At 69.3% G+C, this 23,678-nt stretch carries 20 protein-coding genes; 12 read left to right on the forward strand and 8 right to left on the reverse strand.

Annotation, left to right across the window (positions count from 1 at the left end; all coding sequences use genetic code 11):
- Positions 1 to 35: 35 nt before the first annotated feature.
- Entirely contained in the window at positions 36 to 1,097 is a 1,062-nt protein-coding gene (locus tag LGM42_RS03615; RefSeq protein ID WP_060311153.1) for a diguanylate cyclase, read from the forward strand.
- 27 nt (positions 1,098 to 1,124) lie between these two features.
- Here LGM42_RS03615 and LGM42_RS03620 read toward each other — a convergent pair whose 3' ends face one another.
- Together LGM42_RS03620 and LGM42_RS03625 are read right to left on the reverse strand one after the other, a co-directional pair.
- Positions 1,125 to 3,374, reverse strand: a complete 2,250-nt coding sequence (locus LGM42_RS03620) for a putative bifunctional diguanylate cyclase/phosphodiesterase (RefSeq protein ID WP_226231587.1) — start codon at positions 3,372 to 3,374, stop codon at positions 1,125 to 1,127.
- Positions 3,375 to 3,659: 285 nt separating this feature from the next.
- Positions 3,660 to 4,709, reverse strand: a complete 1,050-nt coding sequence (locus LGM42_RS03625; protein WP_226231588.1) for a LysR substrate-binding domain-containing protein — start codon at positions 4,707 to 4,709, stop codon at positions 3,660 to 3,662.
- 135 nt (positions 4,710 to 4,844) lie between these two features.
- Between LGM42_RS03625 and LGM42_RS03630 the strand changes: the two genes are divergently transcribed.
- The gene (locus LGM42_RS03630; protein WP_226231589.1) at positions 4,845 to 6,707 is read left to right on the forward strand and encodes a sulfatase-like hydrolase/transferase; all 1,863 of its coding nucleotides are present in this window, start codon (positions 4,845 to 4,847) and stop codon (positions 6,705 to 6,707) included.
- Between the two features lie 201 nt (positions 6,708 to 6,908).
- The gene (locus LGM42_RS03635) at positions 6,909 to 7,631 is read left to right on the forward strand and encodes a haloacid dehalogenase type II (RefSeq protein ID WP_060311154.1); all 723 of its coding nucleotides are present in this window, start codon (positions 6,909 to 6,911) and stop codon (positions 7,629 to 7,631) included.
- A gap of 56 nt (positions 7,632 to 7,687) precedes the next feature.
- On the opposite strand, the gene LGM42_RS03640 is transcribed toward LGM42_RS03635, so the two are convergent.
- Together LGM42_RS03640 and LGM42_RS03645 are read right to left on the reverse strand one after the other, a co-directional pair.
- On the reverse strand, positions 7,688 to 8,479 hold the full coding sequence (locus LGM42_RS03640) for a hypothetical protein (protein WP_060311746.1): 792 nt from the start codon (positions 8,477 to 8,479) through the stop codon (positions 7,688 to 7,690).
- A 100-nt stretch (positions 8,480 to 8,579) separates the two neighbouring features.
- Positions 8,580 to 9,539, reverse strand: a complete 960-nt coding sequence (locus LGM42_RS03645) for a LysR family transcriptional regulator (protein ID WP_060311155.1) — start codon at positions 9,537 to 9,539, stop codon at positions 8,580 to 8,582.
- A gap of 158 nt (positions 9,540 to 9,697) precedes the next feature.
- Here LGM42_RS03645 and LGM42_RS03650 point away from each other — a divergent pair, with 158 nt between their 5' ends.
- From LGM42_RS03650 to mmsB, 3 genes are all read left to right on the forward strand, one after another.
- Positions 9,698 to 11,017 (forward strand): MFS transporter, encoded by a 1,320-nt coding sequence (locus tag LGM42_RS03650; RefSeq protein ID WP_060311156.1) that lies wholly within the window; start codon positions 9,698 to 9,700, stop codon positions 11,015 to 11,017.
- A gap of 121 nt (positions 11,018 to 11,138) precedes the next feature.
- Positions 11,139 to 12,665: a CoA-acylating methylmalonate-semialdehyde dehydrogenase gene (locus tag LGM42_RS03655; protein WP_060311157.1), complete on the forward strand. Its 1,527-nt coding sequence runs from the start codon at positions 11,139 to 11,141 to the stop codon at positions 12,663 to 12,665.
- Positions 12,666 to 12,682: 17 nt separating this feature from the next.
- A complete protein-coding gene (gene mmsB / locus LGM42_RS03660) occupies positions 12,683 to 13,573 on the forward strand; it encodes a 3-hydroxyisobutyrate dehydrogenase (RefSeq protein ID WP_226231590.1) in 891 nt (296 codons plus the stop codon).
- 117 nt (positions 13,574 to 13,690) lie between these two features.
- Here mmsB and LGM42_RS03665 read toward each other — a convergent pair whose 3' ends face one another.
- Positions 13,691 to 14,023, reverse strand: coding sequence for a hypothetical protein (locus tag LGM42_RS03665; protein ID WP_060311159.1), 333 nt, complete (start codon positions 14,021 to 14,023; stop codon positions 13,691 to 13,693).
- A 527-nt stretch (positions 14,024 to 14,550) separates the two neighbouring features.
- Here LGM42_RS03665 and LGM42_RS03670 point away from each other — a divergent pair.
- On the forward strand, positions 14,551 to 15,312 hold the full coding sequence (locus LGM42_RS03670; RefSeq protein WP_059582525.1) for a DUF4397 domain-containing protein: 762 nt from the start codon (positions 14,551 to 14,553) through the stop codon (positions 15,310 to 15,312).
- A 173-nt stretch (positions 15,313 to 15,485) separates the two neighbouring features.
- Here the strand turns inward: LGM42_RS03670 and LGM42_RS03675 are convergent, their stop codons facing one another.
- Both LGM42_RS03675 and LGM42_RS03680 read right to left on the reverse strand, forming a co-directional pair.
- On the reverse strand, positions 15,486 to 16,037 hold the full coding sequence (locus tag LGM42_RS03675) for a DUF3005 domain-containing protein (RefSeq protein ID WP_226224780.1): 552 nt from the start codon (positions 16,035 to 16,037) through the stop codon (positions 15,486 to 15,488).
- A gap of 198 nt (positions 16,038 to 16,235) precedes the next feature.
- The gene (locus tag LGM42_RS03680) at positions 16,236 to 16,502 is read right to left on the reverse strand and encodes a lipase chaperone (protein ID WP_059582530.1); all 267 of its coding nucleotides are present in this window, start codon (positions 16,500 to 16,502) and stop codon (positions 16,236 to 16,238) included.
- A gap of 233 nt (positions 16,503 to 16,735) precedes the next feature.
- Between LGM42_RS03680 and LGM42_RS03685 the strand changes: the two genes are divergently transcribed.
- From LGM42_RS03685 to LGM42_RS03705, 4 genes are all read left to right on the forward strand, one after another.
- On the forward strand, positions 16,736 to 18,286 hold the full coding sequence (locus tag LGM42_RS03685; RefSeq protein WP_264168082.1) for an NCS1 family nucleobase:cation symporter-1: 1,551 nt from the start codon (positions 16,736 to 16,738) through the stop codon (positions 18,284 to 18,286).
- A 23-nt stretch (positions 18,287 to 18,309) separates the two neighbouring features.
- Entirely contained in the window at positions 18,310 to 19,038 is a 729-nt protein-coding gene (locus LGM42_RS03690) for an aspartate/glutamate racemase family protein (RefSeq protein ID WP_060311160.1), read from the forward strand.
- Positions 19,039 to 19,183: 145 nt separating this feature from the next.
- Entirely contained in the window at positions 19,184 to 20,425 is a 1,242-nt protein-coding gene (locus LGM42_RS03700) for a LysR family transcriptional regulator (RefSeq protein WP_319001432.1), read from the forward strand.
- Entirely contained in the window at positions 20,422 to 20,853 is a 432-nt protein-coding gene (locus tag LGM42_RS03705) for a DUF1090 family protein (RefSeq protein WP_226231592.1), read from the forward strand. Before LGM42_RS03700 ends, LGM42_RS03705 begins: the two co-directional genes overlap by 4 nt.
- A gap of 122 nt (positions 20,854 to 20,975) precedes the next feature.
- On the opposite strand, the gene LGM42_RS03710 is transcribed toward LGM42_RS03705, so the two are convergent.
- A complete protein-coding gene (locus LGM42_RS03710; RefSeq protein WP_226231593.1) occupies positions 20,976 to 22,547 on the reverse strand; it encodes an MFS transporter in 1,572 nt (523 codons plus the stop codon).
- 100 nt (positions 22,548 to 22,647) lie between these two features.
- Here LGM42_RS03710 and LGM42_RS03715 point away from each other — a divergent pair, with 100 nt between their 5' ends.
- Positions 22,648 to 23,526 (forward strand): LysR family transcriptional regulator, encoded by an 879-nt coding sequence (locus LGM42_RS03715; RefSeq protein ID WP_060311164.1) that lies wholly within the window; start codon positions 22,648 to 22,650, stop codon positions 23,524 to 23,526.
- Positions 23,527 to 23,678 lie beyond the last annotated feature (152 nt).

Consider the following 23,678-nt stretch of genomic DNA (forward strand, 5'->3'; position numbering starts at 1 on the left):
TGCTCCTGCAACAACCGCAACAATCAGCATCGACCATGACGATTGACCTGACTCGCCCGCCCGGCGGCCCGAGCGCGTCGCCCGCCGACGCGCCGGCGATGGTGCTGCTGGTCGACGACCAGACGATCGTCGCGGAAGCCGTGCGGCGCGCGCTCGTCGACGAGGAAGGCATCGACTTCCACTACTGCCCGCGCTCGGACGACGCGATGGCCGCCGCGATCGAGACGCGCCCGACCGTGATCCTGCAGGACCTCGTGATGCCGGGCACCGACGGGCTGAGCCTCGTGCGGGCGTACCGCGCGAATCCGGCCACGCGCGACGTGCCGATCATCGTGCTGTCGACGCAGGAAGAACCGGTGATCAAGAGCGCCGCGTTCGCGTCCGGCGCGAACGACTATCTGGTCAAGCTGCCCGATCGCATCGAGCTCGTCGCGCGCATCCGCTACCACTCGCGCTCGTACCTGAACCTGCTGCAGCGCGACGAGGCCTATCGCGCGTTGCGGCAGTCGCAGCAGCAACTGCTCGAGGCCAATCTCGAACTGCGGCGCCTCACGCACTCCGACGGCCTGACCGGGCTGTCGAACCGCCGCTATCTCGACGAATACCTGGCCGCCGAGTGGCGGCGCGGCGCGCGCGAGCGCAGCGAGCTGTCGCTGCTGATGATCGACGTCGACAACTTCAAGCTGTACAACGACACGTACGGGCACGTGTCGGGCGACAGCGTGCTCAAGCAGATCGCGTCGACGATCGAGCGCTGCCTCGGGCAATCGGGCGATCTCGCCGCGCGCTTCGGCGGCGAGGAATTCGCGGTCGTGATGCCCGGCACGTCGCCCGGCGCCGCGCGGCTGCTTGGCGAGAAGATCCGGCTCGCGGTCGAGGCGCTGCGACTGCGGCACGCGCATTCGTCGACGGGCAACCAGACCGTGACGATCAGCATCGGCGGCGCGAGCATCGTGCCCGCGCCCGGCCTGCCGACGACCGTCCTGATCGAGGCGGCCGACCGCGCGCTCTATCGCGCGAAGCACGCGGGCAAGAACCGGGTCGAGATCGATCCGTCGTCGACGCCGCCAGACGCCGGCGGGTTCGGCGCTCGGTAGCGGCTGCAACCGGCGAACGCGCCGCGCTCAGGCGGCGCCGAGCCGGCGCGCGTAGTCGCCCGCGTCCAGCGGGCGGCTGAACAGGTAGCCCTGCTGCATGTCGCAGCCGATCTGCTGCAGGAACCACGACTGCGCCTGCGTCTCGACGCCCTCGGCCGTGACCTTCATCCCGAGCGAATGCGCCATCGCGACGACCGCCTGCGTGATCGCGACCGAGTCGTGATGATCGGGCACGCCCGACACGAACGAGCGGTCGACCTTCAGGTTGTGCAGCGGAAAGCGCTTCAGGTACGCGAGCGACGAATAGCCGGTGCCGAAATCGTCGACCGAAATCCGCACGTTCATGTCCGTGAGCGCTTCGAGCATCGGCAGCACGGTGTCCGTATCGTTCATCAGCACGCCTTCGGTGATCTCCAGCTCCAGCGCGGACGGGTCGAGCCGCGTTTGCGCGAGACAGCGGCCGACCGATTCGACGAGCCCCTCGTGGAACTGCCGCGGCGACAGGTTGACGGCCAGCATCAGGTCCGGCGCGATCGTGCGACGCCACTCGGCGGCCTGCCGGCACGCGGTTTCGAGCACCCACTGGCCGATCGCGACGATCAGCCCCGTATCTTCCGCGACCGGAATGAATTCCGCCGGCGACATCGGCCCGAGCTCGGGGCTCGTCCAGCGCAGCAGCGCCTCCGCGCCGACCGTGCGGCCGCTGCGCGCATCGACGACGGGCTGATACGCGAGCCGCAGCGTGTCCGACGCCAGCGCGCGCCGCAGCGACTGCTCGATCGCGAAGCGGCGCTGCAGCCGCAGGTTGAGCTGCGCGGTGAAGAACGTGAAGTGGTTGCGGCCGCGCTGCTTCGCGTCGTACATCGCCGAATCGGCGTTGCGCATCAGCGTCACCGCATCGTCGCCGTCGCGCGGCGCGACGCTGATGCCGATCGATACGCCGAGCCAGTATTCGTTGTTCGCGATCGCGAACGGCTTCGCGATCGCGTCGATCACCTCGCGCGCGAGCACCGCGAGACGGTCAGGATCGTCGCAGTCGTCGACGAGGATCACGAACTCGTCGCCGCCGACGCGCGTGAGCGCGTAGCGGCCGTCCGCGCAGGCCGCGAGCCGCGACGCGACGCTGCGCAGCAGCGCGTCGCCCGCGTCGTGGCCGGCCGTGTCGTTGACCTTCTTGAAGCCGACCAGATCGATGAACAGGATCGCGACGCGCGCGGGCCCGCCCGCCGCGTCGGGCGCGCCGAACAGCTCGCGCATGCGGTCGCCGAGCCAGCGGCGGTTGTAGAGGCCCGTCAGCGCGTCGCGGGTCGCCATGTAGCGCAACTGCTGCTGCGCTTCGCGCACGGGGCCGATGTCGTTGAACGACACGAGCACCGAATCGGCCTGCGTGTCGCCCGGCCTGACGATCGGCACCGCGTTGCCGCGCACCCAGATGATGTCGCCGTCCGCGAGACCGAAGCCGACCGTATAGTCGAGCATCGGCGTGGCCGTCTCGAGCGCGCGCCGGCTCGGCCAGTCGTGCGGCTCGATCGGCGTGCCGTCCTCGCGCAGCTTGCGCAGGATCACCGTCGACAGCCGGCGGCCGACGAGCTCGCCCTTCACGCGCATCATCCGGTTCGCGCTCGGATTGCTCGCGATCACGACGCCGTCGCGCGAGACGACGAGGATGCCCTCGCTCAGGCTGTTGACGACGAGCCGGTGATGTTCCTCGCTGCGCGCGAGCTGGCGCGCGATCCGGTCCTGATGCACCGCGAGGCCGACGCTGTTGCCGATATCGCGCAACAGCGCGGTTTCCTCGTCGCTGGGCCGGCACGGCCGCGGGTGATAGACGGCGAACGCGCCGAGCACGGCGCCCGCATCGTCGAGAAACGGCACCGACCAGCACGCGCGCAAGCCCAGCGGCAACGCGATCGCGCGGTAGTCGGCCCATAGCGGATCGGTTTCGATGTCCTCGACGGTGACCATCCGGCGCTCGTACATCGCGGTGCCGCACGAGCCGGCCGCGGGCCCGATCGTCGCGCCGTCGATCGCCGCGCTGTACTGCGCGGGCAACGACGGCGCCGCGCCCACGCGCACGTGCATGCCGTCCGTATCGAGCAGCAGGATCGTGCACGACGCGCCGTCGCCGAGCAAAGCCTCGGCACGCCGGCAAACCTCGACCAACAGTTCCGGCAGCGGCGTGTTGCGTGTGATCAGCCTCAGCACGCTCTGCTCGGATGCGAGCACTTCCGCGGCGAGCCCGAGGCTGTAGCGAGAACTTTGCGGTTCGGTATTCAAAGTGAATCCTGCCGTCTGTCCGACCGGGTCTGATGCGCCCGATTCGTTTTCGATATTTCGTGCCCTGTTCCGCCTCGGGTTTACGCCGATGCCCGGTGCGCCCCGTTTGCGCGCCGAGCGAGGGCGCGCCGAAATCTATTTAACACCAATCCGTGACGATCGGCATACCTGCTTCCATCAGGGGATACGCTCGGTTGCCGCGCTGCCCCCGCCAGCGGCGAACGGTTCGCCGCCAGGTTGCTGCACCGCACGAACGCCGCGCGCGCGTTCTCCGAAAACGATCCGTCAGAATGTGTCCGCGCCCCGCTCCGTTCCCGGTCGGTCGTCCGCGCCAGGATGCGTGCGCGTCACCGCGCTCAGCGCGTCGATCGCCGCGGCGACCGACACGCTCGCCGGCGCCGCATACAACGCACCGACCGTCTCCGGCATCGTCGACAACTTCAGCGGCAGCCGGCCGACGCGCTCGCCGGCCCGCGCGGCGAGGTCGAACGCGCGGGCCGACTGCACGAACAGGCACGGCGACTGGTCGGCGACCGCGCGGTTGGTCTGCCACGACACCGACTCCATCAGCACGGCCGGCGGCGCCAGGCCGGCCTTCGCGAACTCGGCATCGAGCGCCGTGCGCGCGGGAGAACCGAACGGCGGCGCGATCCACGGAAACGCGGCGGCGTCGCGCCAGCCGATCCGCGCACGCCCGAGCAACGGATGGCGCGGCCCGCACACGACGATCATGTCGTCGCGGTACAACGGCGCGACGGCGAGCCCCGCGCTCAACGCCGACGCGTCGAGCCGGCACACGAGCAGGTCGAGCTCGTGGCGCCGCGCCTGCACGAGCATCCGGTCGAGCGTGTCTTCCCGCACGTTGAGCTGTACCGGGCGGCCGGCTTCCCGCAGCCACGCGAGCGCGCCCGGAATCAGTTGCGGTGCCATGTTCGGCAGCAGGCCGATCGACACCGGTCGGCCGGCGCCGGTCCGCAATGCGTCGAACGCGGGTGCGACGCCGCGCATGTCGGTCAGCACGCGGCCGATGCATTCGAGCAGCGCATCGCCGTATGCCGTCGGCGCGACCCGCCGCGACGTGCGCTCGAACAGCGGCAGCCCGAGCGAGTCCTCGAGCTCGCGCAGCCATTTCGACAGCGCCGGCTGCGTGATCGACGCGGCCTCGGCCGTGCGCGCGAAGCTGCGTGTGCGGCCGAGCGTATCGAGCGTTTCCATGTCGCGCACACGCAGCCGCCGCAGCGCCTGCGCGATGCGCTGCTCGTGGGCCGGCGCGCCGGGCGGCGCGAGCGGGCCCGGTCGCGTGCGGCCGGCCGGGCCGCGGGGGTCGAGGGTCACGGGCGCCTCCGTCATTCATGTTCGTCAGGTTATCGATCGATCCTGATCTTTCATCGATCGATACGCGATCCTGCCGCATAGTCGTCGGCATGAAAACCCCCGGCACGAGCCGTGCATGACCAGGAGACAGCCGACGTGAAAGACGATCAGGACGCCCCCGCCACCGAGCCCACCGCGCGGCGTCGGTTCCTCAAGCTGGCCGGTGCGGCCGTCGCGTCGGCCGGCATCGGCGCCGATGCGCTGGCCGCGAACCCGCCGCCGGCCGCCCCGGCCGCCGGTACCGCGGCCGCCGCGACCGCCTCAGCCGTCGATCCCGGCTTGCGCGGCGCCGCAACGGCGCCCGCCACCCCGCCCGCCGGCTACAACATCCTGTTCATCCTGACCGACCAGGAACGCCACTTCGACCGCTGGCCGTTCCCGGTGCCCGGCCGCGAAGCGCTGCGCCGCGACGGCATCACGTTCATGCATCACCAGATCGCCGCATGCGTGTGCTCGCCGTCGCGCTCGACGGTCTATACGGGGCAGCACATCCAGCACACCGGCGTGCTCGACAACGCGGGCCTGCCCTGGCAACAGGACATGTCGCCGGACATACGCACCGTCGGCCACATGCTGCGCGATGCCGGCTACTACGCCGCGTATCTCGGCAAGTGGCACCTGAGCGCGTCGATGCACGAAACCGCGAGCCCGTACACGGCGCCCGTGGCCGACTACAACCGCACGATCCGCGCGTACGGCTTCGACGACTACTTCGGCGTGGGCGACCTGATCGGCATGGTGCGCGGCGGCTACCAGTACGACGGGCTCACGGCCGAGGCCGCGGTGAGCTGGATGCGCAACCATGCGCCGCGCCTCGCGAAGGAAGGCAGGCCGTGGTTCCTCGCGGTGAATCTCGTGAACCCGCACGACGCGATGTTCGTAAACACCGACACGAACGGCTCGACGGTGCAGGATGCGAACCACCCGATGCTCGGCAACGCGCCGCCGCCGAACGACGCGCTGTACCGCACGTCATGGCGCGACGTACCGCTCGCGGCGTCGCGGCGGCAGCCGTACGACGAGCCGGGGCGGCCGCCCGCGCACGGCATGTTCAACGCCGCGCATGCGAACCTCGTCGGGCGCTACCCGTTCACCGACGAACGCGTGCGCCTCTATCAGGACAACTACTTCAACTGCATCCGCGATTGCGACACGCACGTCGTGCGCCTGCTGCAGACGCTGCAGTCGCTCGGGCTCGACGAACGCACGATCGTCGTGATGACGGCCGACCACGGCGACCACGTCGGCGCGCACCAGCTCGTCGGCAAGGGCGCGGCCGCGTACCAGCCGCAGAATCACGTGCCGCTCGTGATCCGGCATCCCGCGTATCCGGGCGGCATGCAGTGCGATGCGCTGACGTCGCACATCGACATCGCGCCGACCTTGCTCGGACTCACCGGCCTCGACGCCGCGCGGCTCGCGACGATCCGCGGCCGCGCGCTGAAGGGGCACGACCTCACGCGCTGGCTCGCGAAACCGGCGGACGCGAAACCGCGCGGCGCGCGCGATGCGACGCTGTTCAACTACGCGATGCTGCTGTACTACGACAGCGAATGGATGCTGAAGGAACTCGGCACGCTGCGGCAGAAAGGCGTGCCGGAGGATGAACGTCTGCGCCGCGCGCTCGCGCAGCAGCCGGATTTCCGGTTGCGCGGCACGATCCGCAGCGTGTTCGACGGCCGCTACCGCTTCACGCGCTATTTCTCGCCGCTCGAATTCAACCGGCCGACGACGATGGAGGATCTGTTCGCGCGCAACGACGTCGAGTTGTTCGACATCGCGAGCGACCCGGGCGAGATGCGCAATCTCGCGATGGACAGGAAGCAGCACGGCGAATTGCTGCTCGCGATGAACGGCCGCCTGAACGACCTGATCGCCAGCGAAGTCGGCGACGACAGCCCGGACGTGATGCCGATTCGCGACGGGAAGGTGCAGGTGCAGGTCCGCAAGCGGCACTGACCGCCTGAACGCACCGGGCCCCAGTCGAGGTTCGGCGCGCGCGTCAGCCGGTACCGTCCGGCCGGCCGCCGCGCGAGCCACGCACCGCGCCCTCCCGGGCCGGGTTTTCGTATCCGTGATTCAATGTCGATCGAACCGGCGCCACGCCATCCGGCGGCACGGCGATGTGACCCCTCATCGAACGACCTTCACTCGATCACCATGACGAACCCTGCCGAAATCAAGGCGCTCGTTTTCGATGTCTTCGGAACGATCGTCGACTGGAGAAGCGGCGTCGCGCGCGGCGCCGCCGCATTCCTGGAGCGTCACGCGCCGACGCTCGACCCGTTCGCGTTCGCCGACGCGTGGCGCGCCGAATATTCGCCGTCGATGGAAGAAATCCGCAGCGGACGCCGCCGCTACGTGCGGCTCGACGTGCTGCATCGCGAGAACCTCGTGCGCACGCTCGACCGTTTCGGGATCGTCGACGTGCCCGATGCCGACATCGACGCGCTCAATCTCGCATGGCACCGGCTCGATCCGTGGCCCGATTCCGTCGCCGGGCTGCACCGGCTGAAGCAGCGCTACATCATCGCGCCGCTGTCGAACGGCAACATCCGGCTGATGGTCGACGTCGCGAAACACGGCGGGCTGCCGTGGGACGCGATTCTCGGCGCCGAGGTCGCCCGCGCGTACAAGCCGTCGCCGGCCGTCTATACCGAAGCGGTCGAGATTCTCGGCCTCGCGCCGGCCGAGCTGTGCCTCGTGGCCGCGCACAACGGCGATCTGGCCGCCGCGCGCCGGCTCGGGCTGTCGACCGCGTTCGTGCTGCGGCCGACCGAGCACGGGCCCGGCCAGACGACCGACCTGCAAGCAGACGACGCGTGGGATTTCGACGTCAGGGATCTGAACGAACTCGCCGATCGGCTGGGCTGCCCGGGTTGACTACCGGCGGCGCGGCCGCCCCCCCCGCGCCGCGACCGCGAGGCGACGAGGCGCCGTTACTTCACGACCGCCCGCCATGCGGCCCGCGCATAGAGCAGCAGCAACGGCAGCAGCGCCAGCGCGAACAGCATGCCCAGCGCGAGCACCCACACCGGCCATTGCTGCGGATTCCCGTGCACCCAGTAACGGTACGGCACGCTCAGGAATGCGATTTCCATCAGTAGCGCGCCGAGCGGCACGAGCCCGTTCACCACCGCCGCCATGCCGAAGCGGGCCGCGCCGTCGATTTTCTTCCCGGCCCCGTACGCCGCGATCAGATAGACGAAATACCCGATGATCGCGACCATCACCGCGCCGCCGGCCAGCAGGCCGATACTGCGCGCGCTGCGCTCGTGCAGTTGACGCGCCCCTTGCGGCAACACGACATCGACCTTCTCGCCGATTTCGGGCACGGCGCCCGAGCGGATGTTGCCGGGCAGCACGATGCGCTCGCCATTCGGCATCACGGCTTCCAGGATCGACGTGTACTTGATGCACCGGTACGAAGAGGTTCGCCCCGAGCTTTCGCGGCGCTCGCAGGTGTCCCACTCCGACTGGTAGGACACGACGGTCGCTTCGTACGTCGGCGACACCGCGAGCGCGTAAATCTCGTCGCCGATCCAGTACGCGAACGGGAACAACAGCGACACCAGGCAAAAACACACGAGCCACCAGAACGCGACCGCGCCGCCGGAGCCGCGCTTGCCGCCCGTCTGGCGGCGCACCATGCGCGACGCGAGCCAGTAAGCGGCCACGCCGAATACGACCACGCACACCACGAAAACCTTGCCCGCATGCGTCAAAGCCATCTGCCTTCCCCCCCGATAGCCGGTCGAATCGCCGCCGGCTGTTTCGTCATCCACGTCGGTCATGTCGATCGCGCCGCCGTCGCGACGCGCGTGCAACCCGCTATGCCGGCTCGCCGACGAACCTCAGCGCCCCCGACTCCCCCGCCAGCAACGCACGGTTCGCATCCGCCGCCGCGCGCAGGTAATCCCACAGCGCGGTCACGCGCCGCAGCTTGCGCAGATCCTCGCGGCACGTCAGCCAGAAACATCGCGTGACGACCACGTCGTTCGGCAGCACGGGCACCAGCGCCGGCTGCGTGGCCGCGATGAAGCACGGCAGGATCGCGAGGCCGCCGCCCTGCAGCGCCGCGAAAACCTGCGCGATCACGCTCGTCGTGCGCAACCCGGCCGTCGCGCCGGGCACCGCGCGATCGAGGTACAGCAGCTCATTGCTGAACGCGAGATCGTCGACGTAGCTGATGAACGCGTGCCGCGCGAGATCGTCCGTGCAGGCAATCGGCGCGTGGTTCGCCAGATAGTCGCGCGTCGCATAGAGCCGCAACTGGTAGTCGCACAGCTTCGTGACCACGTAAGGCCCGCGCTCGGGCCGCTCGAGCGTGATCGCGAGATCGGCCTCGCGCTTGGGCAGGTTGACGAAATGCGGCACCGGCAGCAGATCGACCGTCACGTGCGGATGCGCGGCGCGGAACCGCGCGAGCTGCGGCGCGAGGAAAAAACAGCCGAACCCCTCGGTCGACCCGATCCGCACGTGGCCCGACAGCGCCTCGCCGGTGTTCGCGACCTGATCGCACGCGGATTGCACGGTCGTCTCCATCGCGTCCGCATACGCGACGAGCCGCTGTCCTTCGGCCGTCAGCGTGAAGCCGCCGGAGCGCGACTTGTCGAACAGCAGCGTGCCCAGCGCGGCCTCGAGCGCGCGAATGCGCCGCGCGACGGTCGTGTAGTCGACGCCGAGACGCTTCGCCGCGCCGCTCGCGCGCTGCGTGCGCGCGACTTCGAGGAAAAAGCGCAGGTCGTCCCAGTTCAGGTTGCCGGAAACCGGCTCGGTGGCATGTCGCATCGGCGAGGGGAAAAAGGCGGGCGTCTCCGGGCCGGCCGTCGATATGCATAAATGCACATCCAACCGGTTTCTTTGTCGGTACATCATGAATCCGCGCATAACTATACTCGACCGTGACCTGCGGACCATGAGCCGCGGGCAATAAAACCGGAGACACCATGCAGACCCGATCCACCCTCGATGAGCATGCGACCATCGCGACGCCGGCGCCCGAGCGCACCGCGAAGCACCACCTGCTGGCCGGCTGGGCCAGCATGGCCGGCACCACGATCGAGTGGTACGACTTCTTCCTGTACGGCACGGCCGCCGCGCTCGTGTTCAACCGCATCTTCTTCCCGTCGCTGGACCCGGTCGTCGGCACGCTCGCCGCGTTCGGCACGTTCGCGGTCGGCTTCATCGGGCGGCCGATGGGCGGCATCGTGTTCGGCCACTTCGGCGACCGCATCGGCCGCAAGTCGATGCTGATGATCACGCTGCTGCTGATGGGCGTGCCGAGCATGATCATCGGGCTGATCCCGTCGTACGACAGCATCGGCTACTGGGCCGCCGCGCTGCTGATCGCGATGCGCTTCCTGCAGGGGATGGCCGTGGGCGGCGAATGGGGCGGCGCGGTGCTGATGGCCGTCGAGCACGCGCCCCAAGGCCGCAAGGGGCTGTTCGGCAGCCTGCCGCAGACGGGCGTCGGGCTCGGCCTGATCCTGTCGTCGGTGGCGATGGCCGCGGTGGCCGCGCTGCCGGAAGCCGACATGCTGTCGTGGGGCTGGCGCGTGCCGTTCCTCGCGAGCATCGCGCTCGTCGGCCTCGGCTGGTTCATCCGCGCGAAGGTGCCCGAGTCGCCCGACTTCGAGAAGATGCAGCGCCAGGGCAAGGCCGAGAAATCGCCGGTGACGGCCGCGCTGCGCCGCCATCCGCGCGAAGTGCTGACGATCGTCGGCGCGCGCGCCGCCGAGAACACGTGGTTCTACATGGTCGTCACGTTCGCACTCGCTTACGCGACGCAGCAGCTGCATCTGCCGAAGGCCGAGATGCTGCACGCGATCACGGCAGGCGCCGCGCTGTCGCTCGTGACGATGCCGCTGTGCGGGCATCTGAGCGACCGCATCGGCCAGCGCCGGATGTTCGCGATCGGCCTCGTGCTGATGTGCGCATTCGCCGCGCCGTTCTTCATGATGCTCGGCACGCAGCAGACGTCGACCGCGTGGTGGGCGATCGTGCTCGGCCTCGGCGTCGTGTTCCCGATTCTCTATGCGCCGGAATCGCTGCTGTTCGCGCAGCAGTTTCCCGCGGAAATCCGCTACAGCGGCATCTCGCTGTCGGTGCAGCTCGCCGGCGTGATCGGCGGCGGCTTCGCGCCGATGATCGCGACGTCGCTGCTCAAGGCCGGCGGCGGCCAGCCGCACTACGTGATCGTGTACCTCGTCGGCTTCGGCGTGTTCGCGCTTGCTTGTACCGCGCTGATGCGTCCGGCGCGGACGTAAGCCGACCGGCTCGCAGCGCCCGCATTCATTCGATTTCAGTTCGACCTGCCGCCCGCCGTGCCTGCGCGCGCGGCGGACGCAGCCCCTTTTTCATCGTCACACCGTTTCCCCGGAGCATGCCATGAACGCCGCAGTCCCCCAGACCACCCTCGCCCTGCCCACCGCCAAGCTGCTGATCGACGGCGCGTTCGTCGATTCGCAAAGCGCCGAATGGGGCGACATCGTCAACCCCGCGACGCAGGAAGTGATCGGCCGCGTGCCGTACGCGACGCTCGACGAGGTCGATGCCGCGATCGCGTCCGCGCAGCGCGCGTTCCAGACCTGGAAGACGACGCCGATCGGCGCGCGGCTGCGCATCATGCTGAAGTTCCAGGATCTCGTGCGCCGCAATCTCGAACGGATCGCGCACACGCTGACGGCCGAACAAGGCAAGACGCTGCCCGACGCGCAGGGCGACATCTTCCGCGGCCTCGAAGTGGTCGAGCACGCGTGCTCGATCGGCACGCTGCAGCAGGGCGAATTCGCGGAGAACGTCGCGGGCGGCGTCGATACCTACACGCTGCGCCAGCCGATCGGCGTGTGCGCGGGCATCACGCCGTTCAACTTCCCCGGCATGATCCCGCTGTGGATGTTCCCGATGGCGATCGTGTGCGGCAACACGTTCGTGCTGAAGCCGTCGGAGCAGGACCCGCTGTCGACGATGCAGCTCGTCGAACTCGCGCTCGAGGCCGGCGTGCCGCAAGGCGTGCTGAACGTCGTGCACGGCGGCAAGACGGTGGTCGATCGCCTGTGCACGCACCCGGACGTCAAGGCGATCTCGTTCGTCGGCTCGACGCGCGTCGGCACGCACGTGTACAACCTCGGCAGCCAGCACGGCAAGCGCGTGCAGTCGATGATGGGCGCGAAGAATCACGCGGTCGTGCTGCCCGACGCGCATCGCGAGCAGTCGATCAACGCGCTCGTCGGCGCGGGCTTCGGCGCGGCCGGCCAGCGCTGCATGGCGACGTCGGTCGTCGTGCTGGTCGGCCGGGCGCGCGACTGGCTGCCCGATCTCGTCGAAAAGGCGAAGGCGTTGAAGGTCAACGCGGGCGCCGAAGCCGGCACCGACGTCGGTCCGGTCGTGTCGAAGGCGGCGAAGGCGCGCATCCTGTCGCTGATCGACGCGGGCGTGAACGAAGGCGCGACGCTGCTGCTCGACGGCCGCGACGTGAAGGTGCCCGGCTACGAGCACGGCAATTTCGTCGGCCCGACGATCTTCTCGGGCGTGACGACCGACATGTCGATCTACAAGGAGGAAATCTTCGGGCCGGTGGTGGTCGTGATGGAAGCAGACACGCTCGACGAGGCGATCGCGCTCGTCAACCGCAACCCGATGGGCAACGGCGTGGGCCTGTTCACGCAGAGCGGCGCGGCCGCGCGCAAGTTCCAGAGCGAAATCGACGTCGGCCAGGTCGGCATCAACATCCCGATTCCGGTGCCGGTGCCCTACTTCAGCTTCACCGGCTCGCGCGGCTCGAAGCTCGGCGATCTCGGCCCGTACGGCAAGCAGGTCGTGCAGTTCTACACGCAGACGAAGACGGTCACCGCGCGCTGGTTCGACGACGACGCGACGGCCGGCGGCGTGAACACGACGATCGCGCTGCGCTGAACCGACGGAGCCCGGACATGGAAATCGCCTTCATCGGACTCGGCAACATGGGCGGCCCGATGGCCGTCAACCTGCTCAAGGCCGGCCACGCGCTGACGGTGTTCGACCTCGACGCGAACGCGGTCGGCGCCGCGGTGCGCGCGGGCGCGACGGCGGCGGCGTCGCCGCGTGACGCCGCCGCGCGCAGCACGTTGATCATCACAATGCTGCCGGCCGCGCAGCACGTGCGCGCCGTCTACCTCGGCGACGACGGCGTACTGGCCGGCGCGCGCGCCGGCGCGACGCTGGTCGACTGCAGCACGATCGACCCCGGCACCGTGCGCGCGGTGGCCGAGGCCGCCGCACGGCGCCACCTCCCGCTCGCCGACGCGCCCGTGTCGGGCGGCACCGGCGGCGCGCAGGCCGGCACGCTGACCTTCATGGTCGGCGCGGACGGCGCGCTGTTCGAGCGCATCCGCCCGGTGCTGCTCGACATGGGCAGGAACGTCGTGCACTGCGGCGGCACCGGCACCGGACAGATCGCGAAGATCTGCAACAACCTGCTGCTCGGCATCTCGATGATGGGCGTGGCGGAAGCGATGGCGCTCGGCGCCGCGCTCGGCATCGATCCGGCCGTGCTGGCCGGCATCATCAACACGTCGACCGGCCGCTGCTGGAGCTCGGACACGTACAACCCGTACCCCGGCGTGAGCGACACGGCGCCGGCCGCGCGCGGCTATGCGGGCGGCTTCGCGGCGAACCTGATGCTGAAGGATCTCGGGCTCGCGACGGAAGCCGCACGCGGCGCGCATCAGCCGGTGTGGATGGGCGCGCTCGCGCAGCAGCTCTATCAGTCGATGAGCCAGCAGGGGCTCGGCACGCTCGACTTCTCCGCGTGCGTGAAGCTGTACGAGGCGCAGCCGGCCTGACCCGCCCGGCCGACGCCGAACGTGCGCCGGCCCGCGATATGCCGGTACGGCATCGCGGGTCGGTTTGCCGTGCGGGGGAAGGAAAACGCGGGCGGCGCAGTCATTGCCGCCCGCCGGTCAACCGCGCGGGTTAGACGCCGTCTCGAAGGTCGGATGGCACTCGAACGCGAGTTCGGAGCGCGCGTCGACGCGGCGGCCGCCGGTCAGCGATTCCTGCTTCACGCTCGCGCGCATCCCGCGCTGCGAGCAGTAGTTGGTGGCTTCGCTGACGGCCTTCGCGTGGGCGTCGGCCCATGTCGTCGACACGCCGAGCGTGCGCGTCGTCACGGTGAATACGTTCGGGTTCGACGTCGTGGTGACGTCGGAAGCGGTCGAACACGCGGCGAGCAAGCACGCAGTAGCCGCAATGGTCAACCATCGCACGGTTCGAAAAGAGACTGGAATGGACATGGAGGGCAAGCGCACGCCGTTCGGCGCGCATTGAGCAACATAGGCGACAGTATGCCTGCTCGATCGCCGGAGATCATGCCCCTTTCGGTGAACACATTGTTTCGAATGGTTAAACGATGGTCGAACCCGGCAAGAATTACAGCCGTCGCCGGCCATCGTTTTCGTTCGCAGGTCATTTCGCCCGGCGCGCTCGCCACGCGGGATGCTGCGGGCCGCCCGCGGGCATGGGGACCGGCTGCGCACTCGTGCTTGCCTATGCCACACGGTTAGCGACCGCACGCGCCACGCCCTTTTTACAACCGCGCCACTCACGCGGTACGCGCCCGCGCCTCGCGCCGCCATCCCGGCCAGTGCGCGCCCGCCTGCGTCCGTCGGGCCTGGTCTTCCCGCGGGCACGTCGATTGCGTCATCCTCGCGCCCGCCCTCCGGCGGACAGCCAACTTCCTTCCAACCGGCGCTGCGCCCCGCGCGATCCTTCACGCGGCGGTCCCGCATCGCAATACAGGTTTCCTGAACGAGAGGACGACATGAAATCAATACGAACGATAGTGGCCCTGTGCTCCGTCATTTCCATGCTCACGGCATGCGGCGGCGGCGACGACGCCGGGACCGTACTCGGCATCTCGAAGCCGCAGGCGCGCTTCATCAACGCGGTGCCGGCCGGCCCGAACCTCGACTACTACCTGAATGCGAAGGTCGACCAGGCGGGCGTCGCCTACAAGGGCGTGACGCGCTATCACGACATCGATTCGGGCAATCAGACCGCGAGCTATGACGTATCGGGCACGACGACGACCATCGCGTCCCAGTCGTTCAGCGCGGCGAACGGTCACCATTACACGACGATCGCGCTGCCGAGCACGACGTCGCTGATCTCCGTCATCGACGATCCGTACGACAAGGGGCTGCTGTCCGACAAGGCGCGCGTGCGCAGCTTCAACGCGTCGCCGAATGCGCAGAACGTGGACGTGTACGTCGTGGCGCCGGGCACCGACATCACGACGGTCAGCCCGACGATGGCGGGCGCCGCCTACCAGAATGCCGTGCCGGCAACGACGCAGGATTCGGTCTACCTGAACGGCGGCACCTACCAGGTGGTCGTGACGACGGCCGGCAGCAAGTCGCCGATCCTCAAGACCGCGCCGGTCAACATCGGCAACAACGCCGACTGGCTGCTTCTGACGATTCCGTCGGGCGGCATCGGCGACGTGACGCCGAACGACATCCACGTGCTCGTCGCGCAGGGCAACGACGCCGATACGTCCGCGCAGGAGCTGGGGCCGCAGTAACGCGGCAAGGGTCCGAAAACGGTCGCGGCGGCCGGTGCGATTGCATCGGCCGCCGCGTGTCGTATACCGGGATCCAACGTCGCGGGATCAAACGTCGCGGGATCAAACGTCGCGGGATCAAACGTCGCGGGATCAAACGTCGCGGGATCAAACGCCGGCATCAATGCCGGCTATCAGTCGTCCACCCGCTCCAGGCAGATCACGTGCTCGGCACGCGTGCCGTCGCCGTGCGCGATATCCACGTCGCCGACATGGCGCACGCGCCAGCCCGGCCGCGTCGCGATCTGCGGCATGTTGCCGGACGGCCGGCTCTCGATCCCGCCCAGCCCTTCGTCGGGCGTAGCGACCGCTTCGTCGAGCGACGCGTTCGAATAGATCACGTTGTCCTGCAGTTCGGACGCGCCGGTGCGCGCCTCCATGCCCTTGCCGTCGACGTCGACCGTGTTGTCGGTCATCGCCATGTTCGCGTTGTCGAGCGTGACGATCCGGCCGGCGGCCCGACGCACCGGATCGCCGCTGTCGACCGCATGCGCGTCGACGTCGATCTCCGGCAGGCCGGTCGGCATCTTGCCGGCGACTGCCTCCGGCGTCAGCGGACGCCGCGCGACCTGCTCGGCCTGGGTCGCCGCGTCGGGCATGTCGCCGGCGGCCGGCGTCTTCACCGGGCTCTTCTCGATCTGTTCCCGCTGCTTTTCGGGGGTAGGGTTCGATTCCGCGTTCTGCATCGCACCTCCTTGGCCGGCCGACGCACGCCGGCGTCACGCCGTCGCCGCCAGGCCGGAAATCGCTACAACGGTCCTTGCAAATCTTTCATGCGCACCACTGCGCGCGCCGTCCGTCTGGCGCACCTGCCGCCGGGCACTGCAGCGGCCGGGAAGTGGACGACACGCTCGCGCGCCGCCCGCCTGCCGCCTGAACGCGGGTCAACCGCCGCCGCTCGCGCCGGCCGGCGCCGAAGCCGCGCCCGGCAGGCTCGCGCCGGTATCGCCGCTGCTGCCGGCCGCCCCGCTGCTGGGCATGCCCGACGGTGCGGTGGAAGGCGCGGTGGAAGGCGCGGCCGACATGCCGCTCGATGCGCCCGAGTCGGCGTTGTCGCTCTTCTTCTGGCAGCCCGCGCCTGCCGCGAGGCCCGCGATCAGGATGCCGGCGAAGACGGCTCGCGATACGTGACGAAATGAATATCGCTGCATGACACCTCCGCTGATGTCGATGTGAAGGGAACCCGTTGACCCGCAATTTGCGTGCCGCGCGCCGGCCGGCGCGGCCGGGCGCGTTCCATTTGTTTTTTGAATGCCCCCCAGCCGAATATTTAATTTCCCATCGCCGTACCTGCCGCCCATACTCGCGAACAAATCCGACACATAACGTCCACGGCGGCCGGGCCCGCGCCGCGTGCATACGCGGCCGGTTTCGCGCCCCGCACATGGAAGGAGACAACGGCGTGCAACTGGAAGCCATCCACCGCGCGAGCATCGGGCTCGGCGCGGACGACGCATCGCATCGACACGATACGGCCGCGCTCGAGCCCGCGCCGAGCCCGCGGTTGCACAACCCCGATCTCGCGCCGACCCGGGCCGAAGGCCGGACGTGGGGCCGCTACAGCATCTTCGCGCTCTGGACCAACGACGTGCACAACATCGCGAACTACTCGTTCGCGATCGGGCTGTTCGCGCTCGGCCTGTCGGGCTGGCAGATGCTCGCGTCGCTCGCGATCGGCGCGGTGCTCGTGTACTGCTTCATGAATCTCACCGGCTACATGGGCCAGAAAACCGGCGTGCCGTTCCCGGTGATCAGCCGGATGAGCTTCGGCATCTACGGCGCGATGCTGCCCGCGATGATTCGCGCGGTGATCGCGATCGCATGGTTCGGCATCCAGACCTATCTCGCGTCGGTCGTGCTGCGCGTGCTGCTTACCGCGATCTGGCCGGGCCTCGCCGCATTCGACCGGAATGCGATCTTCGGGCTGTCGACGCTCGGCTGGATCACGTTCGTCGCGATCTGGCTCGTGCAGATCGGCATCCTCACGTACGGGATGGAGATGGTCCGCAAGTACGAGGGGCTCGCCGGCCCGGTGATCCTCGTCACGACGCTGTCGCTCGCCGCGTGGATGTTCAGCCGCACCGGCGGCCACCTCGCGATGTCGATCGGCAAGCCGATGACCGGCCTGAAGATGTGGGCGGAAATCTTCGCGGGCGGCGCGCTGTGGCTCGCGATCTACGGCACGCTGGTGCTCAATTTCTGCGATTTCACCCGTTCGTCGCCGAGCGCGAAGACGGTACGCGTCGGCAACTTCTGGGGCCTGCCGGTCAACATCCTCGTGTTCGCGACGATCAGCTTCGTGCTTGCCGGCGCACAGTTCACGCTGAACGGCCACGTGATCCACAGCCCGACGGAAATCATCGCGACGGTGCCGAACAAGCTGTTCCTCGTGCTCGGCTGCCTCGCGTTCCTGATCGTGACGGTGGCCGTGAACATCATGGCGAACTTCGTCGCGCCGGCCTTCGTGCTGACGAGCCTCGCGCCGCACCGCCTGTCGTTTCGCCGCGCGGGCCTCATCAGCGCGACGATCGCCGTGCTGATCCTGCCATGGAACCTGTACAACAGCCCGATCGTGATCGTCTATTTTCTGTCCGGCCTCGGTGCGCTGCTCGGCCCGCTGTACGGGATCATCACGGTCGACTACTGGCTCGTGCGCAAGCAGCGCGTGAACGTGCCCGATCTCTATTCCGAAGCGCCGACCGGCGCCTACTTCTACACGCGCGGCGTTAACCGCAACGCGCTCGCGGCGCTCGTGCCGTCCGCGCTGATCTCGATCACGCTCGCCGTCGTACCGGCCTTCAGCGCGATGACGCCGTTCTCGTGGCTGCTCGGCGCGGCGATCGCGGGCAGCGTGTACTGGCTGCTGGCCGATCGCAAGCGGCAATACGAGGCGCGCTCGGGCGAACACATCGCGGTTGCCTGCGCGCGACACTGATACACACGCATACGGAGTCACGGATGAGGATCCTGGTAGTCAACGTCAACACGACCGAGTCGATCACCGACGCGATCGCCGCGCAGGCGCAGGCCGCCGCGTCGCCCGGCACGGAGATCGTCGGGCTCACGCCGCGCTTCGGCGCGGAGTCGGTCGAAGGCAACTTCGAGAGCTACCTCGCGGCGATCGCCGTGATGGATCGCGTGATGAGCTACGACGAACCTTACGATGCGGTGATCCAGGCCGGCTACGGCGAACACGGCCGCGAAGGGCTGCAGGAATTGCTGACGGCGCCCGTCATCGACATCACCGAAGCGGCCGCGAGCGTCGCGATGCTGCTCGGCCATCGCTACTCGGTCGTCACGACGCTCGACCGCACGGTGCCGCTGATCGAGGATCGCCTGAAGCTCGCCGGGCTCGATGCGCGTTGCGCGTCGGTGCGTGCGAGCGGTCTCGCGGTGCTGGAACTCGAGGAGAACCCGGCGCGCGCGATCGAGTCGATCGTCGACGAGGCGCAGCGCGCGGTGCGGGACGATCATGCGGAAGTGATCTGCCTCGGCTGCGGCGGGATGGCCGGCCTCGACCGGCAGATCGAGGAATGCACGGGCGTGCCGGTCGTCGACGGCGTATCGGCCGCGGTCGCGCTCGCCGAGTCGCTGGTGCGCCTGAAGCTGAAGACGTCGAAGGTCCGCACCTACGCGCCGCCGCGCCCGAAGCGGATCGTCGGCTGGCCGGGCACCTTCGCGAAATGACGGGCCGCCGGCCGGCCGCCGCGTCGCGCGGCCGCCTCGCCTCGCCGGGACGCGTATCGACATGCGCGATCCGCTAGACCCGGCCGCGCCGCCCCGCGACGCGTCCGACGACTCGGGCGCGCTCGACGTGCTCGATGCGCGGCTGATGCGCATCCTGCTCGTGCTGCTGACCGAGCGTACCGTGTCGCGTGCGGCCGTACGCCTGAACATGTCGCAGCCGGCGACGAGCGCCGCGCTCAAGCGCCTGCGCACGCTGCTCGGCGATCCGCTGCTGGTGCGCAGCCGCTACGGGATGGTGCCGACCGAGTTCGGTGCGCGACTGATCGAGCCGCTGCGCAACGCGCTGCGCGTGATCGATTTCATCCGCATCCAGCAGCCGACGTTCGACGCGCGCACGTCGGTGCGCACCTACCGGATCGGCTGCCCCGACTACCTGAACGTGCTGTTCGTGCCGAAACTCGTCGCGCTGTTTCGCGAGCGTGCGCCGAACGCGCAACTGGTGTTTCATCCGCTCGGCGACGGGTTCGACGACGAGCGCGCGCTGGCCGACGGCGAGCTCGACGTCGTGATCGACAACCGGCCCGCGCGCCGGTCGCGCTTCCGTCAGGACGACCTGTTCGACGACCGCGTCGTGTGCCTGATGCGCTCGACGCATCCGCTTGCGCGGCGCGGCGCGATGACGGCCGCCGGGTTCGCGGCGGCGCATCGCCGTCACGCTGCCGCACTTCGAGCTCGCCGCGCATGCGCTCGTGCGCGCCGACCTGATCCTCACCACCACTTACCGGCTCGCGCGGCACTACGCGAAGCTGCTGCCGCTCGCCGCGGTCGCGCTGCCGGCGGAACCGCCGGACATCGTGTACCGGATGACGTGGAACGAATCGGGATCGTGTGTGGAAGGTGTGCGGTGGCTGCGCGGGCTGATCGCGGAAGCGACGCGCGCATGGCTCGACGCCGACGCGACGCTGCCGGCCGTCGCCGCGATCGCCGCTTCGGGGATCGAGGCGGATACCGCGAAAACCGCACCGAACGTCGCCGACTCCTCGGAGCCGACCCCTCGCCCGCGCCGCACACCGGCCGCGCATGGTCACGCGTCCCACCCGGCGCGCGTCGCGCAAGCGGCACGCATCCATCGCCTCGCGACGAAACCGCACTGACCGGCGCAGGCGTCACGCGGCGTTCCCCTTCCGCGGCCCGCGCCTGCAACGATTCACTGCTCAACGCGTGCACGCGCGGATGGTCCGTGCGATTCCCTATTCGGACTCAAGTCAGACTAGTCCTATTTACGCGCCCGGTACCGAATCGTCAGAATGCGTTCTCGAAACATCGCCGCGACCGTACCGCATCACTGATTCACCCGGCCGCTATCCTGTCGAGAACCCCACCATGAAGAAAACGCTCGTTATCCTGGCCATTCCCGCCGCACTGCTCGCGAGCACCGGCGCCTTCGCCGATACGCAAGATTGCGCGACACGCATTCGTGCATTGCAGACGCAGATCGACAACGCGACGCGATTCGGCAACACGCATCAGGCGATGCGCCAGCAGGCCGCGCTCGAACAGATCAAGGCCCATTGCACGGACGCCGGCCAGCTCGCGCGCGCCGAGCGCAAGGTCGCCGACAAGCAGCGCGATCTGCAGCACGCGCAGGACGAGGTGCGCGACGCACAGGCACGAGCCCATGAAGCCGAAACGCTCGGCGATGCGAAGAAGTCGAACAACGCGCAACGCAAGCTCGCCGACAAGCAGGCCAAACTGCGCGACGCCATGCGCAAGCTGCACGACGCGCAAGTCGATCGCGACGCACTGAAAGGCTGACGGGATGCGTCAAACGACGCACCGGCTCACAGGCGCCGCGTGAGTGCGAGCCGCACCGGCAGCGAGACGATCGACTCGAGCGTCGACAGCAGAACGATGCGCTGCGCATGCAAGCGTCCGCGTCACGCGCGCTCGCGCATCGGTTGCGTAAGCAACTTGTACGCAACGACGGCCGCAACCAGCGCCAGTATGCCGCTTACCTTCAGCGCATCGGCGAATCCGCTCGCGAACGCGGCCGGCGCCGCCTGTGCGAGCACGCCAGTAGCCGACGGCGGCACGCGGCCGAGCGCCTGCGCGAGGTCGCCGGCCAGCAGGCTCGACATGAACGGCGCGTCGACGAATGCGCGCAGGTCGGGCGTCGCGGACAGCAGCCCGTCGAGCCGCGCATGCGTACTCGCCGCCAGCACCGCGCCGAGCACGCCCACGGCCGTGACGATCGCCGAGAAGCGCGTCGTCGTGCTGATGCCCGACGCCATGCCCGTGCGATTCGGCGGCACGCACGCCATGATCGCCTTCTGCGTGTCGCCGTTCATGATGCCGGCGCCGCACCCCGTCACGAACATGCCGAGCGCGACGAGCCGGTAGTCGCCGCCGCCCGTCAGCGCCGCGGTCGCGAGGTTGCCCGCACCGATCAGCGCGAGCCCGCCGGCCAGCACGCCGCCGGACGACACGCGCGCGGCGAGCGCCGCGCCGAGCGACGGGCCGGCGATCATCGCGAACGCGAACGGCAGCATCCCGAGCCCTGCATCGATCGCCGACATCCCGAACGCGTTTTGCAGGTACAGCGGCAGGAACGTCATCATCACCTGCGCGCACGCCGCGTAACCGAACATCGCGAGCACGGCGCCGACGAAGCGCGGCTGGCGAAACAGCGCGAGATCGATCATCGGCCGCGCCTGCCAGCGCTCCGCGCCGACGAACGCCGCCAGCAGCGCCGCCGCGAGCGCGAGCCGGCCCAGCGTCGCGATGGACAGCCAGCCGTGCGACGGCGCGCCGATCAGCGCCGCGATCGCGCAGGCGAGCGCCGCGCCGAACAGCAGGCTGCCGGCCACGTCGACGCGCTTCGCATGGGGATCGTTCGATTCGTCGATCGCGACGCGCGCGCCGGCCGCCAGCAGCAGGCAGACGGGCAAGTTCAGCAGGAACACCCAGCGCCATCCGATCCATTGCGTGATCGCGCCGCCGACGAGCGGCGCGATGGCCGTCGCGATCCCCATGCACATGCCCCAGATCGCCCACGCGCGTGCACGCTCGCGCCCGTCCGGGAAACGGTTCGCGATCACCGCGAGCGCCGCGGTCAGCAGCAGCGCGGCGCCGCCACCCTTCACCGCACGCGCGGCGATCAGCCAGCCCGCCGACGGCGCGATACCGCAACCGAGCGACGCGATGAAGAAGAGCGCGAGGCCCGCGAAAAGCATCCGCTTGCGCCCGAAGCGGTCGGCGAGCCCGCCGGCCGGCAGCAGGCACGCGGCGAACGCGGTCATGTACGCGCTGACGACCCACTCGATATCGGCGAAGCTCGCGTGAAAGCCGCGCGCGATGCTCGGCAGCGAGACGGCCACCACGTTCGTGTCGAGCACGATCAGCGAACAGGTCGCGGACGCGACGGCGAGCGTCGCGGCGGCAGGCAGACGGGTGCCGGCGCGCGGGGCGGCGGCCGCGCTTGCGCGCGACGCCGGTGAAGACGGAGACATCGGCCACTCCGGAACAGGATGAACGAGCCGTATGCTAGGCTCGCCCGGTATTGCCTGTCATTGATACTTCCATGCTGTTTCATTGACGAAAACTGCAACCATGAACCAGCTCGAATTCCGTCATCTGCGCGCGTTCCTGAGCGTCGCGCAACACCTGCATTTCGCGCGCGCGGCCGAGGCGCTCGACATGGCGCCGCCCGCGCTCACGCGGCAGATCCAGGAAGCCGAGCGCGCGCTCGGCGTGCGGCTCTTTCACCGGTCGCGCCGCGCCGTCACGCTCAGCGCGGCCGGCGAGGCCTATCTCGCGGAAGCGAGAGCCGCGGTCGACCACCTGCAGCGAGGCCGCGAACTCGCCGCGCTGGCCGAACGCGGCGAACTCGGCCGGATCGAGATCGGCTACGTGTCGTCGGCCGTCTATTCGGGCACGCTGCAGCGCACCGTCGGCGCGTTCCGCGCCGCGCACCCGCGCATCGAGCTGAACCTGCGCGAGGTGCCGATGGACGACGTCGCGAACCAGCTCGACACGGGCCGGCTCGACCTCGCGTACGTGCGCCCGCCGCTGGCACTGCCCGGCGGCCTGCGGATCGTCACGCTTCAGCGCGACGTGTTCGTCGCGGCCGTGCCGGCCGATTCGCGTTATGCGGCGATGGCGACCGTGCGCGCGGCGGACCTCGCCGACGCGCGCTTCGCGGTGCCCGAACAGGCGCTCGGCACGCTCGAAGTCGCGCGCCGCGGCCGCTTCGCGCCGGTCGTCGCCGCGCGGCCGGGCGGGCTGCTCGCGGTACTCGCGTGCGTGTCGGTGAACGGCTGGGTCGCGGTGATCCCCGATGCACTTGCCGGTTGCGTGTCGCTGCCGGGCGTCGTGTACCGGCCGATCGCCGGCAAACCGATCATGTCGGCGCTCGCGCTCGCGCACCGGCGGTTCGAAAAGGCGCCGGCCGTGCGGGCATTCCTGCGGACGATTCGGCCGGCCGCGTAAGACGTGCGCGCTCGGGCGCCGGGTCGAGCGCCGCCGCACCGGCCAAACCGGCCGCCCTCCGCACGAATATGCATTTCACGATTCGATGTTTGTCGGCCGGAAACCGATTCCGTAACCTGCCCGGCAGCCGCGCCGTCCGCGCGCGGATCACC

It is taken from the genome of Burkholderia sp. AU39826, from assembly GCF_020419965.1.
Classification (GTDB): Bacteria; Pseudomonadota; Gammaproteobacteria; order Burkholderiales; family Burkholderiaceae; genus Burkholderia; species Burkholderia semiarida.